Origin of the sequence: Streptomyces sp. NPDC018947 (genome assembly GCF_044390505.1) — a bacterium.
GTDB lineage: Bacteria > Actinomycetota > Actinomycetes > Streptomycetales > Streptomycetaceae > Streptomyces.
Genome location: NZ_JBIRZD010000008.1, coordinates 259,901 through 274,833, shown reverse-complemented (window position 1 = coordinate 274,833; position 14,933 = coordinate 259,901). Strand labels below are relative to the sequence as shown.

The 14,933-nt window shown below is 75.2% G+C and carries 14 protein-coding genes and 2 pseudogenes; 11 read left to right on the top strand and 5 right to left on the bottom strand.

Annotated features, from left to right (window positions below; genetic code table 11):
* Positions 1-73 precede the first annotated feature (73 nt).
* The gene (locus ACH499_RS17835) at positions 74-919 is read left to right on the top strand and encodes a spermidine synthase (protein WP_399016755.1); all 846 of its coding nucleotides are present in this window, start codon (positions 74-76) and stop codon (positions 917-919) included.
* A 77-nt stretch (positions 920-996) separates the two neighbouring features.
* On the opposite strand, the gene ACH499_RS17830 is transcribed toward ACH499_RS17835, so the two are convergent.
* On the bottom strand, positions 997-2,043 hold the full coding sequence (locus tag ACH499_RS17830) for a hypothetical protein (protein ID WP_356204193.1): 1,047 nt from the start codon (positions 2,041-2,043) through the stop codon (positions 997-999).
* Positions 2,044-2,143: 100 nt separating this feature from the next.
* A complete protein-coding gene (locus ACH499_RS17825; RefSeq protein WP_399016753.1) occupies positions 2,144-3,085 on the bottom strand; it encodes a hypothetical protein in 942 nt (313 codons plus the stop codon).
* A gap of 85 nt (positions 3,086-3,170) precedes the next feature.
* Here ACH499_RS17825 and ACH499_RS17820 point away from each other — a divergent pair, with 85 nt between their 5' ends.
* Together ACH499_RS17820 and ACH499_RS17815 are read left to right on the top strand one after the other, a co-directional pair.
* Positions 3,171-3,608, top strand: coding sequence for a DUF4442 domain-containing protein (locus ACH499_RS17820; RefSeq protein ID WP_356204302.1), 438 nt, complete (start codon positions 3,171-3,173; stop codon positions 3,606-3,608).
* Positions 3,609-3,751: 143 nt separating this feature from the next.
* Positions 3,752-4,387 carry a DedA family protein gene (locus ACH499_RS17815; protein ID WP_356204196.1) on the top strand — a complete coding sequence of 212 codons (636 nt, stop codon included), beginning with the start codon at positions 3,752-3,754 and terminating at the stop codon, positions 4,385-4,387.
* An 84-nt stretch (positions 4,388-4,471) separates the two neighbouring features.
* Here ACH499_RS17815 and ACH499_RS17810 read toward each other — a convergent pair whose 3' ends face one another.
* Positions 4,472-4,999 (bottom strand): gamma carbonic anhydrase family protein, encoded by a 528-nt coding sequence (locus ACH499_RS17810; RefSeq protein WP_356204198.1) that lies wholly within the window; start codon positions 4,997-4,999, stop codon positions 4,472-4,474.
* Positions 5,000-5,106: 107 nt separating this feature from the next.
* Here ACH499_RS17810 and ACH499_RS17805 point away from each other — a divergent pair, with 107 nt between their 5' ends.
* The 3 genes from ACH499_RS17805 (at position 5,107) to ACH499_RS17795 (ending at position 7,179) form a co-directional block, all read left to right on the top strand.
* The gene (locus ACH499_RS17805) at positions 5,107-5,904 is read left to right on the top strand and encodes an acyltransferase (protein WP_399016750.1); all 798 of its coding nucleotides are present in this window, start codon (positions 5,107-5,109) and stop codon (positions 5,902-5,904) included.
* Positions 5,905-6,005: 101 nt separating this feature from the next.
* Positions 6,006-6,578 (top strand): helix-turn-helix domain-containing protein, encoded by a 573-nt coding sequence (locus ACH499_RS17800; protein WP_399016748.1) that lies wholly within the window; start codon positions 6,006-6,008, stop codon positions 6,576-6,578.
* Between the two features lie 43 nt (positions 6,579-6,621).
* Positions 6,622-7,179, top strand: a complete 558-nt coding sequence (locus tag ACH499_RS17795) for a YbaK/EbsC family protein (protein ID WP_399016746.1) — start codon at positions 6,622-6,624, stop codon at positions 7,177-7,179.
* Positions 7,180-7,217: 38 nt separating this feature from the next.
* Here ACH499_RS17795 and ACH499_RS17790 read toward each other — a convergent pair.
* Both ACH499_RS17790 and ACH499_RS17785 read right to left on the bottom strand, forming a co-directional pair.
* Positions 7,218-8,202: pseudogene (locus tag ACH499_RS17790) on the bottom strand (4-hydroxybenzoate 3-monooxygenase); the annotation flags it as partial.
* A 64-nt stretch (positions 8,203-8,266) separates the two neighbouring features.
* Positions 8,267-8,674: a CoA-binding protein gene (locus ACH499_RS17785; protein ID WP_399016744.1), complete on the bottom strand. Its 408-nt coding sequence runs from the start codon at positions 8,672-8,674 to the stop codon at positions 8,267-8,269.
* 128 nt (positions 8,675-8,802) lie between these two features.
* Between ACH499_RS17785 and ACH499_RS17780 the strand changes: the two genes are divergently transcribed.
* The 5 genes and pseudogenes from ACH499_RS17780 to ACH499_RS17760 all read left to right on the top strand — a co-directional run.
* A complete protein-coding gene (locus ACH499_RS17780) occupies positions 8,803-9,606 on the top strand; it encodes a hypothetical protein (protein WP_399016742.1) in 804 nt (267 codons plus the stop codon).
* A gap of 56 nt (positions 9,607-9,662) precedes the next feature.
* Complete coding sequence (locus tag ACH499_RS17775) at positions 9,663-10,289, top strand: YigZ family protein (RefSeq protein WP_399016740.1); 627 nt, start codon at positions 9,663-9,665, stop codon at positions 10,287-10,289.
* Between the two features lie 211 nt (positions 10,290-10,500).
* Entirely contained in the window at positions 10,501-11,664 is a 1,164-nt protein-coding gene (locus ACH499_RS17770) for an exonuclease SbcCD subunit D (protein ID WP_399016738.1), read from the top strand.
* Complete coding sequence (locus ACH499_RS17765) at positions 11,661-14,654, top strand: AAA family ATPase (protein ID WP_399016736.1); 2,994 nt, start codon at positions 11,661-11,663, stop codon at positions 14,652-14,654. Before ACH499_RS17770 ends, ACH499_RS17765 begins: the two co-directional genes overlap by 4 nt.
* Positions 14,655-14,661: 7 nt before the next feature.
* Positions 14,662-14,923: pseudogene (locus ACH499_RS17760) on the top strand (SDR family oxidoreductase); the annotation flags it as partial.
* Between the last annotated feature and the right edge of the window lie 10 nt (positions 14,924-14,933).

Below are 14,933 nucleotides of genomic sequence, written 5' to 3'. Positions count from 1 at the left end.
GGCGGGGCCGCCGCTCCCGCGGGCGGCGGTCCCGTGCCCCTCGCTGGGTGCGGGGCCCGGGCACAATGAGGAGGTGAACGAAGCCATACCCGTCAGCCGCGTCACCGACCACGGCACCGCCAAGCTCATGCCCGACGTCGACCGGCGGCGGGCCTGGCTGCTGACCGTCGACGGGGCACCCCAGTCGTACGTCGACCTGGACGAGCCGACGCACCTGGAGTTCGAGTACGCGCGCCGGCTCGGCCACGTCCTGGACGTCGTGGCGGAGCCGGGCCGCCCGCTGGACGTGGTGCACCTCGGCGGGGGCGCGTTCACCCTGCCGCGCTACGTGGCCGCGACCCGGCCCGGCTCACGGCAGGACGTCGTGGAGGCCGACCGAGGTCTGCTGGACCTGGTCGCCGAGCACCTGCCGCTGCCCGACGGCGCCGACGTCACCACGCACGGCGCGGACGCCCGCGCCTGGCTGGAGGCGGCGCCCGCGGACTCGGCCGACGTGATCGTCGCCGACGTGTTCGGCGGCTCGCGGGTGCCCGCGCACCTGGCCTCCGCCGACTTCGCCCGGGAGGCCGAGCGGGTCCTGCGGGTCGGCGGCGTCCTTCTGGTCAACCTGGCCGACGCGGCGCCGTTCGCCTTCCTGCGCTCCCAGCTCGCCGGGTACGCCACGCTCTTCGCCGAGTCCGCGCTCATCGCGGAACCGGGCGTGCTGCGCGGACGCCGGTTCGGCAACGCCGTGCTCGTCGCCGCGCACCGGCCGCTCGACACGGCGGCCCTGGCCCGGCGCACCGCCGCCGACGCCTTCCCGGCCCGCGTCGAACACGGCGCGTCCCTGCGGGAGTTCATCGGCGACGCGCGGCCGGTGCGGGACGAGGACGCGCTGCCCTCGCCCGAGCCGCCCGCCGGGGCGTTCGGCATCGGCTGAGCCGAGGGCGGGCACCCGGGCGCGGGCGGGACGCACGCGGGTGCGGCACCGGGGGCCGGCGCCGCACCCGAGGCCGGCTACGCGCCGGTCGGCGGTTCCTCGGTCAGGCGCACGGTGCTCAGGATCTTCTGGACCGTGGCCTCGGGGATCTCGTCCTTGACGCCCTTGGCCCCGTAGAGGTTCCAGGTGACGAAGTCGCCCGCGCCGTTCTTGAACGCGAAGGTGATCGCCTTGCCCTCGCTGTCGCACTTCCCCTTCTGCGGGGTGCCCTCCGAGTGGGCCGTGGCGACGCTGCCCACGATGCCCGAGGCCGTGGTGTAGGCCTTCGGCTTGTCGTACTTGACGCTCTTGCGGTCCGGCTCCGTGTAGCCGCCGTAGATCCACCACGGCACCCGGGTCTCGGCCGCCATGGCGGCGTCCTTGGCGCCGTCCTCGCCGCGCGTGCCGGCGGTGGCGAGAGCGGTGCTCTCCTTGCGGCCGTCCTTGTTGGCGTCCTCGGTGCACCACTCGGACTTGAGGTAGGCCGGGGCGGTGACGGAGGTGCGCTCCATCTTCCCGTCCTCCTCCCACTCGAAGCCGACGCTGGTGTCGGTGCTGTCGATCTCCCAGTCGGGAGGCACGTCGAACATCGTGCCGAAGCGCGGGTTGGCGACGACCTTCCAGCCCGCGACGGTCGGCGTCAGCTCGCCGTCGTCGCGCGGGTTGTCACCGCCGGCGGACGCGCTCGGATCGGCGGCCGGGGACTCGGACTTGGCCGCGGACGCGCTCGCGGACGGCTTCTTGTCCTTGCCGTCGTCCGCCGTGTCGTCCTTGTCGCCGCCGAGCACCAGGAACCCGGTGACACCGGCGGCCACCACCACGGCGAGCGCCGCGACGATCGCGACCAGCTTCGTGCGGTTGCCGCCACCGCCCCCGCCACCGCCGCCCGTGCCGACGACCGTGGCCGGCTGCGGCCCGCCGGCGGGCTGCGCGGGCCCCCACCCCGGCTGTTGCCCGTACGGACCGGGCTGCTGCTGGTAACCGGGCTGCTGGTACGGATTCGGCTGCTGGTACCCCGGCTGCTGGTACGGGTTGTTCTGCTGCGGGTTCTGCTCGCCCCCGGGCGGCTGCTGTCCTGGCCACATGTGCAGTCACCCTAGTGCCGCGCAGGACACGATTCGGTCACCGGCCCTTGTCAGGGACGTACCGAAGTGGGCACCGCGCGGCGCGGCGGGGTGCGGCCGGTCAGGACTCGGAGGGGGTGAACTCCCGGACGGTGGACGCGATGTCACGGACGGTGGCGTCCGGCACCTCGTCACCGACCCCCGTGGGTCCGACGAACGACCAGGAGACCAGATCGCCGTCGGCGGACTTGAAGGCGAACGTCGTGGCCTTGCCGTCCGTGTCGCACGCGCCCCTCTTCTCCACTCCCGAGGACCGGGACGTGGCCAGGCTGCCCGTGATGCCGGAGGCGGTGGTGAAGGACGTCACCGGGCCCGTGGTGATCCTCTGCCGGTCGGGCTGGGCGAAGGCGCCGTAGACCCACTGCGCCGAGTCCGTCCGCGCGATCTCCCCGGTGTTCCGCGCCCCGTTGTTGCCCCGGGTCCCCGCGGAGGCCAGGGGGGTGTGGTCGGCCGAGCCGTCCCTGTCGTCGTCCGCGGTGCACCACCGCTCCTCCAGCACGGCCGGGGCCTTCATGGCGACCAGCGGCCTGTCGTCGGGGTCGTCGTCCTCCGTGACGAAGGTGACCCAGTCGGGCGACTGCGGCTGCCAGGAGGCCGGTACGTCGAAGGCGACACCGAGGCCGGGATTCACCACCGCCTTCCAGCCGGGCACGGTCGCGCCGGGGCCGCCGTCCGCGTCGCGCGGGTCGGCCGGGGGAGGGGAGGCGGACGCGGAGGGCGCGGCCGGATCCGGCGCGGCCCGGTCGTCCTCGCCACCGCCCAGGAGTACGGCCCCGGTGACGGCCGCGACCGCCACGACGGCCGCGGCGGCGACGATCGCCACCACCCTCGTGCGGCGCCCGCCCGGCCCGCCCCCGGCCGGCGGACCGGCCGTCACGGTGGGGGCGTCCCAGGGGGCCGGCCCGCCCTGGTGCGACGGGTGGTGCCGGTGGCCGGGCCGCTGGTACGGGTTGTTCCGCCGCGGGTTCTGCCCGCCGGTGGGCGGCTGCTCTCCTGGCCACATGGGCGGCAAGCATACGGCGATCACCCGAGCCCCCTGGCGACCGGATGCTACTGACGGGTAACCTCCCGGCATGAGCGCAGATCAGATGTCGATCGGCGAGTTGCTCGCCGCCACGGTGCCGATGGTCCGAACCCTGAACCTCGAGTACCTGGAGACCACCCCCGAGAAGGCGGTCCTGGCCCTGCCGGACCAGAGCGAGTACCGCAACCACGTCGGCGGACCGCACGCCGGAGCCATGTTCACCCTGGGCGAGTCGGCCAGCGGGGCGATCGTCCTCGCCGCCTTCGGCGACCAGCTCTCCCGGGCCGTGCCGCTGCCCGTCACCGCCGAGATCGCGTTCAAGAAGATCGCCCTGGGCCCCGTCACCGCCACCGCCACCCTCGGCCGCCCCGTCGCCGACGTCGTCGCCGAACTGGACGAGGGCAGGCGCCCCGAGTTCCCGGTGACCGTCGCCATCCGGCGCGAGGACGGCGCCGTCACCGGCGAGATGACCGTCGTGTGGACCCTGCGCCCCAACGGCTGAGCCGACGGGGGTGACGCGGACCCCCGACGGGCACGGCCCCGCGGACCGGTAGGCTTCCCGGGTGCGCCTCGATCGAGGCGCACCCGGGAAGCGGCGGGCCTCACCCGCGCACGGGCAGGGACGCGAAAACGGAGGATGGGGCGTTGCACGTCCAGGAGTGGCTCGACACGGTGCCCGCGGCCGCCGTCTACGCCGTGGTCGGACTGGTCATCGGTCTGGAGAGCCTCGGCATTCCGCTGCCCGGCGAGATCATCCTGGTTTCGGCGGCCCTGCTGTCCTCCCAGCACGGCGGCGTCGACCCGCTGATCCTCGGTGCCTGCGCCAGCGCCGGCGCGGTGATCGGCGACTCCATCGGCTACGCCATCGGACGCAGGGGCGGCCGGCCCATGCTGGCCTGGCTCGGCAAGAAGTTCCCGAGGCACTTCAGCGAGGGCCACGTCGCCACCGCCGAACGGTCCTTCCAGAAGTGGGGCATGTGGGCCGTGTTCTTCGGCCGCTTCGTCGCCCTGCTGCGCATCTTCGCGGGCCCCCTGGCCGGCGTGCTGCGGATGCCGTACTGGAAGTTCCTGATCGCCAACGTCCTGGGCGGCATCCTCTGGGCGGGCGGCACCACCGCCGTCATCTACTACGTGGGTGTCGTCGCCGAGTCCTGGCTGAAGCGCTTCTCGTGGCTGGGCCTGGTCGCCGCCGTCGCCATCGGCATCGCCTCGATGGTGATCGTCAAGCGCAAGGCGGCGAAGGCCCGGCCCGAGGCGGAGCCGGTCCCCGCCGGCGAGTAGCGCGACCCGCCGGGGCCGCGCGGCCGGGCGCCGCCGTCCCGCTGCGGGTGGGCCCCCGCGGCACCCGGCCGCTCGGCCGCGGAGCTACGCGTGCGCCTCGCGGTGCGCCTTCGACAGCTCCGTGTACATCGTTCCGTTCAGCGTGATGCCCTGACGCTCCTCCTCCGTCAGCTCCCGCCTGACCTTCGCCGGCACCCCGGCGACCAGCGAGCCCGGCGGCACCCGCATCCCCTGCGGCACCAGCGCCTGGGCGGCCACCAGCGAACCGGCGCCGATCACCGCGCCGTTGAGGACCGTGGCGCCCATGCCGATCAGGCAGTCGTCCTCCACGGTCGCCCCGTGCACCACCGCGTTGTGCCCGATGGAGACCCGCTCGCCGACCGTGACGGGGAAACCGGGGTCGGCGTGGAGGGTGCAGTTGTCCTGGACGTTGCTGCCCGCGCCGACCGTGATCCGCTCGACGTCGCCGCGCAGCACCGCCCCGTACCAGACGCTCGCCCCCGCACGCAGCGTCACGTCCCCGACGACCGTCGCCGTCGGTGCCACGAACGTCTCCGCGTCCACGGCCGGTTCCTTGCCGCCGATGCCCTTGATCAGCGCGTTGTGCGTCATCATCGCCTCCTGGTCCGGTGCTGTAGGGCACCGTACGCCACCCGGTGGGGTGAAGATCACAGGGTCGTGGCGTCTGCGCCGGGGTGCGCGCTGAGTACCGTGAGCGGGTGCCGAAGCGCAAGAACACGTTCTCGTCCTGGTCCAGCCGACTCGCGCAGCGCGCGGTCCACGCGGGCTGGGCCTGGGTGCAGCGCACCGGCTCCGTCACCGCCGCGAACCCGGGCCGCTTCCGCTTCGGCGCCCTCGGCACGGGCACCCGGCTCGCCTTCCCGCTCGGCACGGTCTTCGGCGAACCCTGGATCCACCTCGGCGCGCACTGCATCATCGGCGAGCAGGTCACGCTGACCGCCGGGCTCATGCCCGACCTCGACCTCGGGCCCGACCCGATCCTGCGCATCGGGGACGGCGTCGTCCTCGGCCGCGGCAGCCACGTCATCGCGGACACCGGCGTCACCATCGGCAGCGACTGCTACTTCGGCCCGTACGTCTACGTCACCTCCACCAACCACTCCTACGACGACCCCCACCAGCCCATCGGCAAGCAGTGGCCCCGCATGGAGCCGGTGGAGATCGGCCCCGGCTGCTGGATCGGCACCGGCGCGGTCGTCCTGCCCGGCGCGCGCGTCGGGCGGAACGTGGTGGTCGCCGCCGGAGCGGTGGTCCGGGGGACGGTCCCCGACCACGCCGTGGTGGCCGGCGCCCCGGCCCGCGTCGTACGCCGCTGGACGCCCGGGGGAGGCTGGCAGCCGCCGCTGCGCACCCCCGCCCCGGTGCCGGTGCCCGACGGGGTCACGCCGGAGCAACTGCGGGCGCTCTCCCGCCTCGACGAGGACGCGGTGGCCCGCCTCGCCGAACTCGACGACGATGCCGCCAGGAAACCGGCGGAGCCCGCCGCGGAGGGGTGAGCGCCGGCTCGCGGGCGCGCAGTACAGTTCGGTGAACGATCAGGTGCAGTGCACCGCAGTTCAGTGCGCCGCACCCCTGTCATTCACCTCATGGACGGAATGTGTCGGACCTCGACCTGCTGACCCGGTCCCTGGCCCGGAACGTCAAACGCTGGCGGGCCGAGCGCGGGTTCACCCTGGACGCGCTGGCCGCGCGGGCCGGTGTCAGCCGCGGCATGGTCATCCAGATCGAGCAGGCGCGGACCAATCCCAGCCTGGGCACGGTCGTCAAGATCGGTGACGCGCTCGGCGTGAGCATCACGACGCTGCTCGACTACGCGCAGGGCCCCGCGGTCCGCGTCGTCCCCGCCGAGCAGGCCGTCCGGCTCTGGCGCACGGACGCGGGCAGCTACAACCGTCTGCTCGCCGGCACCGAGGCCCCCGGCCCCGTGGAGATGTGGGACTGGCGTCTGATGCCGGGCGAGGCCAGCCCCTCCGACCCGCACCCCGCCGGCACCGTCGAACTCGTGCACGTCGTCGCCGGGGAGCTGACGCTGACCGTGGACGGCGTCGCCCACCGCGTGCCCACGGGCGCGAGCGCCTCCTTCGAGGCCGACACCCCGCACACCTACGGCAACGAGGGCGACGAACCGATGGAGATGATCATGGCGGTGTCGGTGCCGCCCGTCCGCTGAGACGGCCGTCCACGGGACGGTCCGGTGTTGTTAGCGTGCGGCCATGCACGCACCCATCGGGAACTTCGACAGCGCGACCCCCGCCCCGGACCGCCTCGACGAGCTGACCGCCCCGGTCGCCGACGCCGTGCGCCACTGGCACGGCAGCGTCCCCGCCGACCGGATCCTCTACGTCGACACCGACCCGCAGTGGGCCGACACCTCCGTCTTCGTTGAGCACTACGGCCGTGACCTGCTGGAACAGTCCGCGAACTGCGTGGTGGTCGCGGGCAGGCGGGGCAGCGTGACCACGCTCGCCGCGTGCGTCGTGCTCTCCACCACCCGGGCCGACGTCAACGGGGTCGTACGCCGCCATCTGGGCGCGCGCAAGGTGTCGTTCGCCTCGATGGACACGGCCACCGGCGAGACCGGCATGGAGTACGGCGGCATCACCCCCGTCGGCCTGCCCGCCGGCTGGCCGGTGCTGGTGGACCCCGCCGTCGTCGACCTGCCGTACGTCCTGGTCGGCAGCGGACGCCGGCGCGGCAAGCTGCTGGTGCCGGGCAAGGCCTTCGCGGAGCTGCCCGGGGCCGTGCTGCTGGAGGGCCTGGGCGTCGCCTGACCCGGGGTGACCGGTACTGCCGCGACCGGGCCGCGTGCTCAGCCGCCGGTCGTCGTGCCGAGATACTGCTCGGCGAACGCCGCCGCGGCGACGGGGGAGTCGAACAGGCGCCGCAGCCGTGCCGGCGCCGTGCCCGCGCGGTACGGATCGGCCGAGGCCGGACCGTGGTACACCTCCGAGAGCCACTGGTAGAACTCCTGGTAGTCCCAGACCCGGGCGAGACAGGCCGCCGAGTAGCCGGACAGTCCCCGTCCGTCGACCTCGGTCAGCCGGGCGACGAGCGCGTCGCCGAGCAGGAAGGCGTCGTGCAGGGCGAGGTTCATTCCCTTGGCGGCGATGGGGGCGGTGAGATGGGCGGCGTCCCCGGCGAGGAACAGCCGCCCGTACGCCATGGGTTCGACCACGTGGTTGCGCATGTCCAGCACGCGCTTCTCGATCAGCCGCCCCTCGTTGAGCGGCGGGGCGTCGGCCGCGCCGAGCCGTTCCCGCAGCTCGGCCCAGACCCGTTCGTGGGGCCAGTTCTCCGGGTCGTCCCCCGGCGGGCACTGGAGGTAGTAGCGGGTCACGTCGGGGCCGCGCTGCATATGGCCCGCGAAGCCGCGCGGATGCGTGCCGAACACGACGTGGTCGCAGGACGGCGGCGCCTCGGCGAGGAGCGCCAGCCAGCCGATGCCGTAGTCGAAACGGGCGACGCGCGTGTGCGCGGGCGGCAGCGCGGCGCGGGTCACCCCGTGCGCGCCGTCGCACCCCGCGATGAACCCGGCGTGCACGACCCGGCGTTCACCGGAGTCCGGGCACAGGTACGACACCGAGGGGCGGTCGGTGTCCAGGCCGTGCAGGCGCACGTCCCGGACGCCGAACCGGATCTCGCCGCCGCGCACATCGGCGTACTCGCGCACCAGGTCCGTCACCAGGAACTGCTGCGGGGAGACGAAGTGGTGGTGTCCGGTCAGCTCCGTGTACCGGAACCGGGTGCCGCTCCCCGCCGAACCGGAACTCGCACTCGGTGTGCTTCCGGGCCCGCCGGCAGCGCTGACGGTCACGCGGGCATTGTGGCGGCGGGGGCCGCCGCCGGAAACGGTCCGCGTCAGCGCAGGCGCGGGATCTCGATGGCGGGGCAGCGGTCCATCACCATCTCCAGACCCGCCGCGCGGGTCCGCTCGTACGCGGCCTCGTCGACGACGCCGAGCTGGAACCAGACCGCCCGGGCGCCCTTGGCGACCGCCTCGTCGGCCACCGCCCCGGCCAGGTCGCTGTTGACGAAGACGTCGACCACGTCCACGTCGAACGGGATCTCGGCGAGGGAGGCGTAGCCCTGCTCCCCGTGCACCGTCTCCGCCTTGGGGTGCACGGGCACCACCCGCTTGCCGAAACGCTTCAGCACATCGGCGACGCCGTACGCCGCGCGCCGGCGGTTGGACGACAGGCCCACCACGGCCCAGGTGTCACCCAGCTCGGTGAGGGTCTTGCGAACGGTTGCCTCGTCGCCGTACACCAGCGGCCTCCTGGACGTGTCGTCTTCTGCTTGTCGCCTGCGACAACGGACGACGGTACGCGGTGATTCCCCAGGGCCGTCCGGCGCGCGCCGGTGCGCGCGGGGCGCGGCCCGCCTACGCTCGCCCCGTGCTGCGCATCATCGACGCCCGGACCGGCGTACCCGTCCCCGCCGCCCCCGCCCGCCGGGGCTTCACCCGCGTCGAGGCGCACGCGCCGGGCCGAGACACCACCGGCCTGCGCGTGCTGCTCGTCGCCGACGTCCTCGTCCGCACCCTCGAACTCGACGGCACCCCCGTGTGGGCGCTGCTGACCGGGGAGGGGGCGGAGGCGCGGAAGGAGCTGCGCGCGGACGCGGCGGCCCTGGGGGTCCGTCCCTTCGAGGAGAGCCCCGGCGGCCCGGGCAGGGGCCAGACCCTCCGCGTCGTGCGCGGGGACGTCTCGGGCGTCGGTGACGCCGGTGCCACCGCGGCCGGCGGCGGGGGTCCGGCCGGTGCGGGGTCCGGCCGCGAACCGCTCCCGGACGCCGCCACCGCCCCCACGCTCACCGTCGCCCCCGTCGACCCGGCCGCCCGGGACGCCGTGGCCGGTGCCGGTGCCGACGTGCTGCGCCTCGCCCTGCTGGAGCGGCACCGCAGCACCCCGGTGCGGCTCGACGCGGCCGTGCTGGACGACGCCCGCGACACCCTCACGCGCCTGCGCCGGGCGGTCGCCGTCTGGGCGCGGCAGCCCTCGCGTCCCGTCCCCTGCGAGGTGCGCGACCGGCTCCGGGCCGCCTGGGAGGACGACCTGGACACCCCCGGCCTCCTGCGGGAACTGCGCCGGGTGGAGACCGACCCGGACCTCGCGGACGGTGCCCGCTTCGAGACCTTCGCCTACGCCGACCGGCTCCTCGGCCTCGACCTCACCCGCGACCTGGGATCCCCGGTCTGAGGCGGGCGCCGGGCGGTCCCCGGAGCACCGATGACCAGGGGGACTAGGCTGGCCGGATGCAGGACGAGTACCGCACAGTGGCCCGCGAGGGCGTGCACGAGACCGAGATCAACCGCTCGCGCTTCCTGTGCGCCCTCGCCCCGGCGGCCACCGAGGAGGAGGCCCAGGCGTTCATCGCGTCCGTGCGCAAGGAGCACGCCGACGCCAACCACAACTGCTGGGCGTACGTCATCGGCGCCGACGCCGCCGTGCAGAAGGCCAGCGACGACGGCGAGCCCGGCGGCACGGCGGGCGTCCCGATGCTCCAGATGCTGCTGCGCCGCGACATGCGGTACGTCGTCGCCGTCGTCACCCGCTACTTCGGCGGCGTCAAGCTCGGCGCGGGCGGTCTCATCCGCGCCTACGGCGGAGCGGTCGGCGAGGCCCTGGACGCCGTCGGCACCCTCACCCGGCGCCGGTTCCGCCTGGCCACGGTGACCGTCGACCACCAGCGGGCCGGAAAGCTCCAGAACGACCTTCGCGCCACCGGACGCCTGGTGCGCGACGTGCGGTACGCCGAGGCCGTCACCATCGAGATCGGTCTGCCCGACGCCGAGGTGGACGCCTTCCGGGCCTGGCTGGCGGACGCGACCGCCGGATCCGCCGGGTTCGAGGTGGGCGGGGAGACGTACGGGGACGTCTGAGGACGGGACGCCCGTCGGGAAGCTCACCACCGGGATGCACAGAAGCGGACGTATCACCACAAGGTGGGCCAACCGGCGCCGGGTGGGCGGGTGTTCGCGGGAAGAGAGGTGCGCGAACGTATTAGCGTGGTGCGAGCCGGCCGCCACCAGGTGGCCGTTCGTGCTGAGGTGAGGCTGCGGTGGGAGTGGGCGTGCGGGGCGGAGCGGACTCGTGAGATTGCTGCACACCTCCGACTGGCACCTCGGCCGGGCGTTCCACCGGGTGAACATGCTCGACGCCCAGGCCGCCTTCATCGGCCACCTCGTCGCCACCGCGCGCGAGCACCGCGTCGACGCCGTGGTGGTCTCGGGCGACGTCTACGACCGGGCGGTGCCCCCGCTCGCCGCCGTCGAGCTGTTCGACGACGCCCTGCACCGGCTCGCCGCCCTCGGGGTCCCCACCGTGATGATCTCCGGCAACCACGACTCGGCCCGCCGCCTCGGCGTCGGCGCCGGGCTCATCGACCGCGCCGGCATCCACCTGCGTACCGACCCGGCGGGATGCGGCACCCCGGTGGTGCTGTCCGACGCGCACGGGGACGTGGCCCTCTACGGGCTGCCCTACCTCGAACCCGCCCTGGTGAGAGCAGAGTTCGCGGTGGACAGGGCCGGGCACGAGAGCGTCCTCGCCGCCGCCATGGACCGGGTGCGCGCCGACCTGGCCGCCCGCGCTCCGGGCACCCGCTCCGTCGTCCTCGCGCACGCCTTCGTCACCGGCGGCGAGGCCAGCGACAGCGAGCGGGACATCACCGTCGGCGGAGTCGCCGCCGTGCCCGCCGGCGTCTTCGACGGAGTGGACTACGTGGCGCTCGGGCACCTGCACGGCTGCCAGACGATCACCGAACGCGTCCGCTACTCCGGCTCCCCGCTGCCGTACTCCTTCTCCGAGGCCGCCCACCGCAAGAGCATGTGGCTCGTCGACCTCGGCGCCGACGGCTCCGTCACCGCCGAGCGCCTCGACTGCCCGGTGCCGCGCCCCCTGGCCCGGCTGCGCGGCACCCTGGAGGAGCTGCTCGCCGACCCGGAGCTGACCCGGCACGAGGAGGCGTGGGTCGAGGCCACCCTCACCGACGCGGTGCGGCCCGCCGACCCCATGGCCCGGCTCACCGGGCGTTTCCCGCACACCCTCAGCCTCGTCTTCGACCCCGAGCGGGCCCCGGACGACCCGGCCGTGTCCTACGCCCGGCGCCTCGCGGGCCGCAGCGACCAGCAGATCGCGGAGGACTTCGTGGCGCACGTGCGCGGCGCCGGGCCCGACGCCCACGAGCAGACCGTGCTGCGGGACACCTTCGACGCGGTCCGCGCGGACGAGACCGTGCGGGAGGTGGCCCGATGAGGCTGCACCGGCTGGACATCACCGCCTTCGGGCCGTTCGGCGGGTCGCAGAGCGTCGACTTCGACGAGCTGTCGGCGGCCGGGCTCTTCCTGCTGCACGGCCCCACCGGCGCCGGCAAGACCTCCGTCCTCGACGCCGTCTGCTACGCGCTGTACGGCTCCGTGCCGGGCGCCCGCCAGAGCGGCCTGGGCATGACGCTGCGCAGCGACCACGCCGCCGTCGGCACCCGCACCGAGGTGCGCCTCGAACTCACCGTCGCCGGACGGCGGCTCGAGGTCACCCGGCAGCCGCCCTGGGAGCGCCCCAAGCTGCGCGGCAGGGGCACCACCGTGGACAAGGCCCAGACCTGGCTGCGCGAGTACGACGCGACGGCCGGGACCTGGAAGGACCTCAGCCGCTCCCACCAGGAGATCGGCGAGGAGATCACCCAGCTCCTCGGCATGAGCCGCGAGCAGTTCTGCCAGGTCGTCCTGCTGCCCCAGGGCGACTTCGCCCGCTTCCTGCGCGCCGACGCCGAGGCACGCGGCAAGCTGCTCGGCCGGCTCTTCGACACCCGGCGCTTCGCCGAGGTCGAGAAGCGCCTCGCCGAGCGGCGCCGCACCACCGAGGCGCGGGTGCGCGAGGGGGACGCGGCACTGCTGGCCGACGCGCACCGCATGCAGCAGGCCGCGGGCGACGCCATGGTCCTGCCGGAACTGGCCCCCGGCGAGCCCGGACTGGCCGAGGCCGTGCTCACCGCGGCCGCCGTAGCCCGCAGCACCGCCGGGGAGCTGCTGGCCGTCGCCGACTGCCGGCTCGACGCCGCCGAGTCCGCCCGGTCCGCCGCCGAGCGCGACCTGGCGGACGCACGCGAACTCGACCGGCTCCAGCGGCGGTTCGGCGAGGCGCGGGAGCGGGCCGCGCGCCTCGCGGAGCGGGCCGACGCCCACCGCGCCGACGAGGAACGCATGCGGCGGGCCCGCAAGGCCGAGGCGGTCGCCCCCGCGCTGGAACTGCGGGACGCGGCCGACGCCGACCACCGGCGGGCGGCCGGCGAGGAGGCACGCGCCCGTGCGCTGCTGCCCGCCGCCCTCGCCGGCGCCGGCGCCGCCCAACTGACCGCCGCCGCGCGCCGTACCGCCGAGGAACTGGGCTCGCTGGAGTCGGCCCGGAGGGCGGAACGGCGCCTCGCCGAACTCGCCGAGGAACGCGCCCGGCTCGACCGGCAGGACCGCGCCGACGAGGAGGCCCTGCACGAGGCGGACACCTGGCTGGCCGGCTGGGACACGCACCGCGACGGCCTGCAGGCCAGTGTCGACACCGCCCAGGAGGCCGCCACCCGCGCCGAGCAGCTCGCGGTGCAGCGCGACCCCGCGCGACGGCGGCTGGACGCGGCCCGCGAACGGGACCGGCTCGCCACCGAGGCGGACGAGGCCCGGCGGCGCGCACAGGCGGCGGCCGAGCACGCGCTCGAGACCCGCGCCCGATGGCTCGACCTCAAGGAGCAGCGGCTCAACGGCATCGCCGCCGAACTCGCCGCGCACCTCACCGACGGCGAGCCCTGCGCCGTGTGCGGCGCCACCGAACACCCCGCCCCCGCACGCCGGGTCGCCGGGCACGTGGGCCGCGAGGCGGAGGAACGCGCCCTCGCCGCCCACCAGGAGGCCGACGAGCGGCGGGCCGTCGCCGAACGGCACCTCGCCGCCGTACGGGAGGCACTCGCCGCCGCCACCGCCGAGGCAGGGGACACCCCCGCACGGCAACTGGCCGAGGAGGCCGAGGAACTGGAGCGCCGCTACGCGCACGCCCGCGCCCTCGCCTCCGGACTGCACGCCGCGCAGGAGGAGGTGCGCCGCGCCGAGCACGAACGCGAGCAGCGCGTCGCCGCCCGGCAGCAGGCGGCCGTCCGGGCCGCCTCCCGCGTCGCAGGCCGGGACCGGATGCAGCGCGAGCAGTCGGCGTTGGAGGACGAGCTGGCCCAGGCCCGCGGCACCGCCGACAGCGTGGCCGCCCGGGCCGCCGAACTGGAGCTGCGGGCGGCCCGGCTCACCGAGGCCGCCGACGCGGTCCGCGCCGCCGAGGACACCGCCCGGCGGCTCAAGGACGCCGACGCCCGCCTCGCCGACGCCGCGTTCCGCGCCGGGTTCGACACACCGCGACAGGCGGCCGCCGCGCTCCTCGACGACGCCGCCCACCGCGAGCTCCAGCGACGGCTCGACGCCTGGCAGACCGAGGAGGCCGCCGTCCGCGCCGTCCTCGCCGAGGCCGACACCGCCGACGCCGCCCGGCGGCCGCCCGCGGACCCCGCCTCGGCGGAACGCGCGGCGGCCGACGCGGGCCGGCGGCTGCGCGAGGCAGCCTCGGCACGCGACGCCGCCGCCCGCTGCTGCGCCGAACTCGGCCGGCTGTCCGCCCGGGCCACCACCGCGGCGCGCGGGCTCGCCCCGCTGCGCGAGGAGTACGACCGCGTCGCCCGCCTCGCCTCCCTCACCGCCGGCACCTCCGCGGACAACGAGCGCAGGATGCGCCTGGAGTCGTACGTGCTGGCGGCCCGCCTCGAACAGGTCGCCGCCGCCGCGACCGCCCGGCTGCGGCGGATGTCCTCCGGCCGCTACACCCTCGTCCACTCCGACGACCGCACCGGACGCGGCCGCAGCGGCCTCGGCCTGCACGTCGTGGACGCCTGGACCGGCCGCGAACGGGACACCGCGACCCTCTCCGGAGGCGAGACGTTCTTCGCCTCCCTCGCCCTCGCGCTCGGCCTCGCCGACGTGGTCACCGACGAGGCCGGCGGCGTCCGCCTGGACACCCTCTTCATCGACGAGGGCTTCGGCAGCCTCGACGACCAGACCCTCGACGAGGTCCTCGACGTCCTCGACGCACTGCGCGAGAGGGACCGCAGCGTCGGCATCGTCAGTCACGTGGCCGACCTGCGCCGCCGCGTCCACGCCCAACTGGAGGTCGTGAAGGGACGCTCGGGCTCCGCACTGCGCCAGCGCGGCGGGGCCTGAACGCGGTGGGCGGGACATCGCGGGCGGCATGCCCGGCGAGACCGCCCACGCGCGCTCCGGAAGGGAGCACTGGCCTCGATCACCCGCTCCCTGTCCACGGCCCTCGCCGAGCACGCGGTCACCGTGAACGCCGTCGACCCCGGCCCCGTGGACACCGGCTCCCCGACAGGCGAGGTCGACGGCGTCATCGTCGAGCGCTTCCCCGCCGGACGGTGGGGGGAAGGATCACCGGTCAGGTCATCGACGCGGAGGGCGGCTCCTGGCGCTGAACGGCCGTCC

Coding starts and splice junctions, on each gene's coding strand:
- ACH499_RS17775 (WP_399016740.1), top strand. CDS start 9,663: ATGCAGGACGAGTACCGCACAGTGGCCCGCGAGGGCGTGCACGAGACC.
- ACH499_RS17830 (WP_356204193.1), bottom strand. CDS start 2,043: ATGTGGCCAGGACAGCAGCCGCCCGGGGGCGAGCAGAACCCGCAGCAG.
- ACH499_RS17825 (WP_399016753.1), bottom strand. CDS start 3,085: ATGTGGCCAGGAGAGCAGCCGCCCACCGGCGGGCAGAACCCGCGGCGG.
- ACH499_RS17765 (WP_399016736.1), top strand. CDS start 11,661: ATGAGGCTGCACCGGCTGGACATCACCGCCTTCGGGCCGTTCGGCGGG.
- ACH499_RS17810 (WP_356204198.1), bottom strand. CDS start 4,999: ATGACGCACAACGCGCTGATCAAGGGCATCGGCGGCAAGGAACCGGCC.
- ACH499_RS17795 (WP_399016746.1), top strand. CDS start 6,622: ATGCACGCACCCATCGGGAACTTCGACAGCGCGACCCCCGCCCCGGAC.
- ACH499_RS17820 (WP_356204302.1), top strand. CDS start 3,171: ATGTCGATCGGCGAGTTGCTCGCCGCCACGGTGCCGATGGTCCGAACC.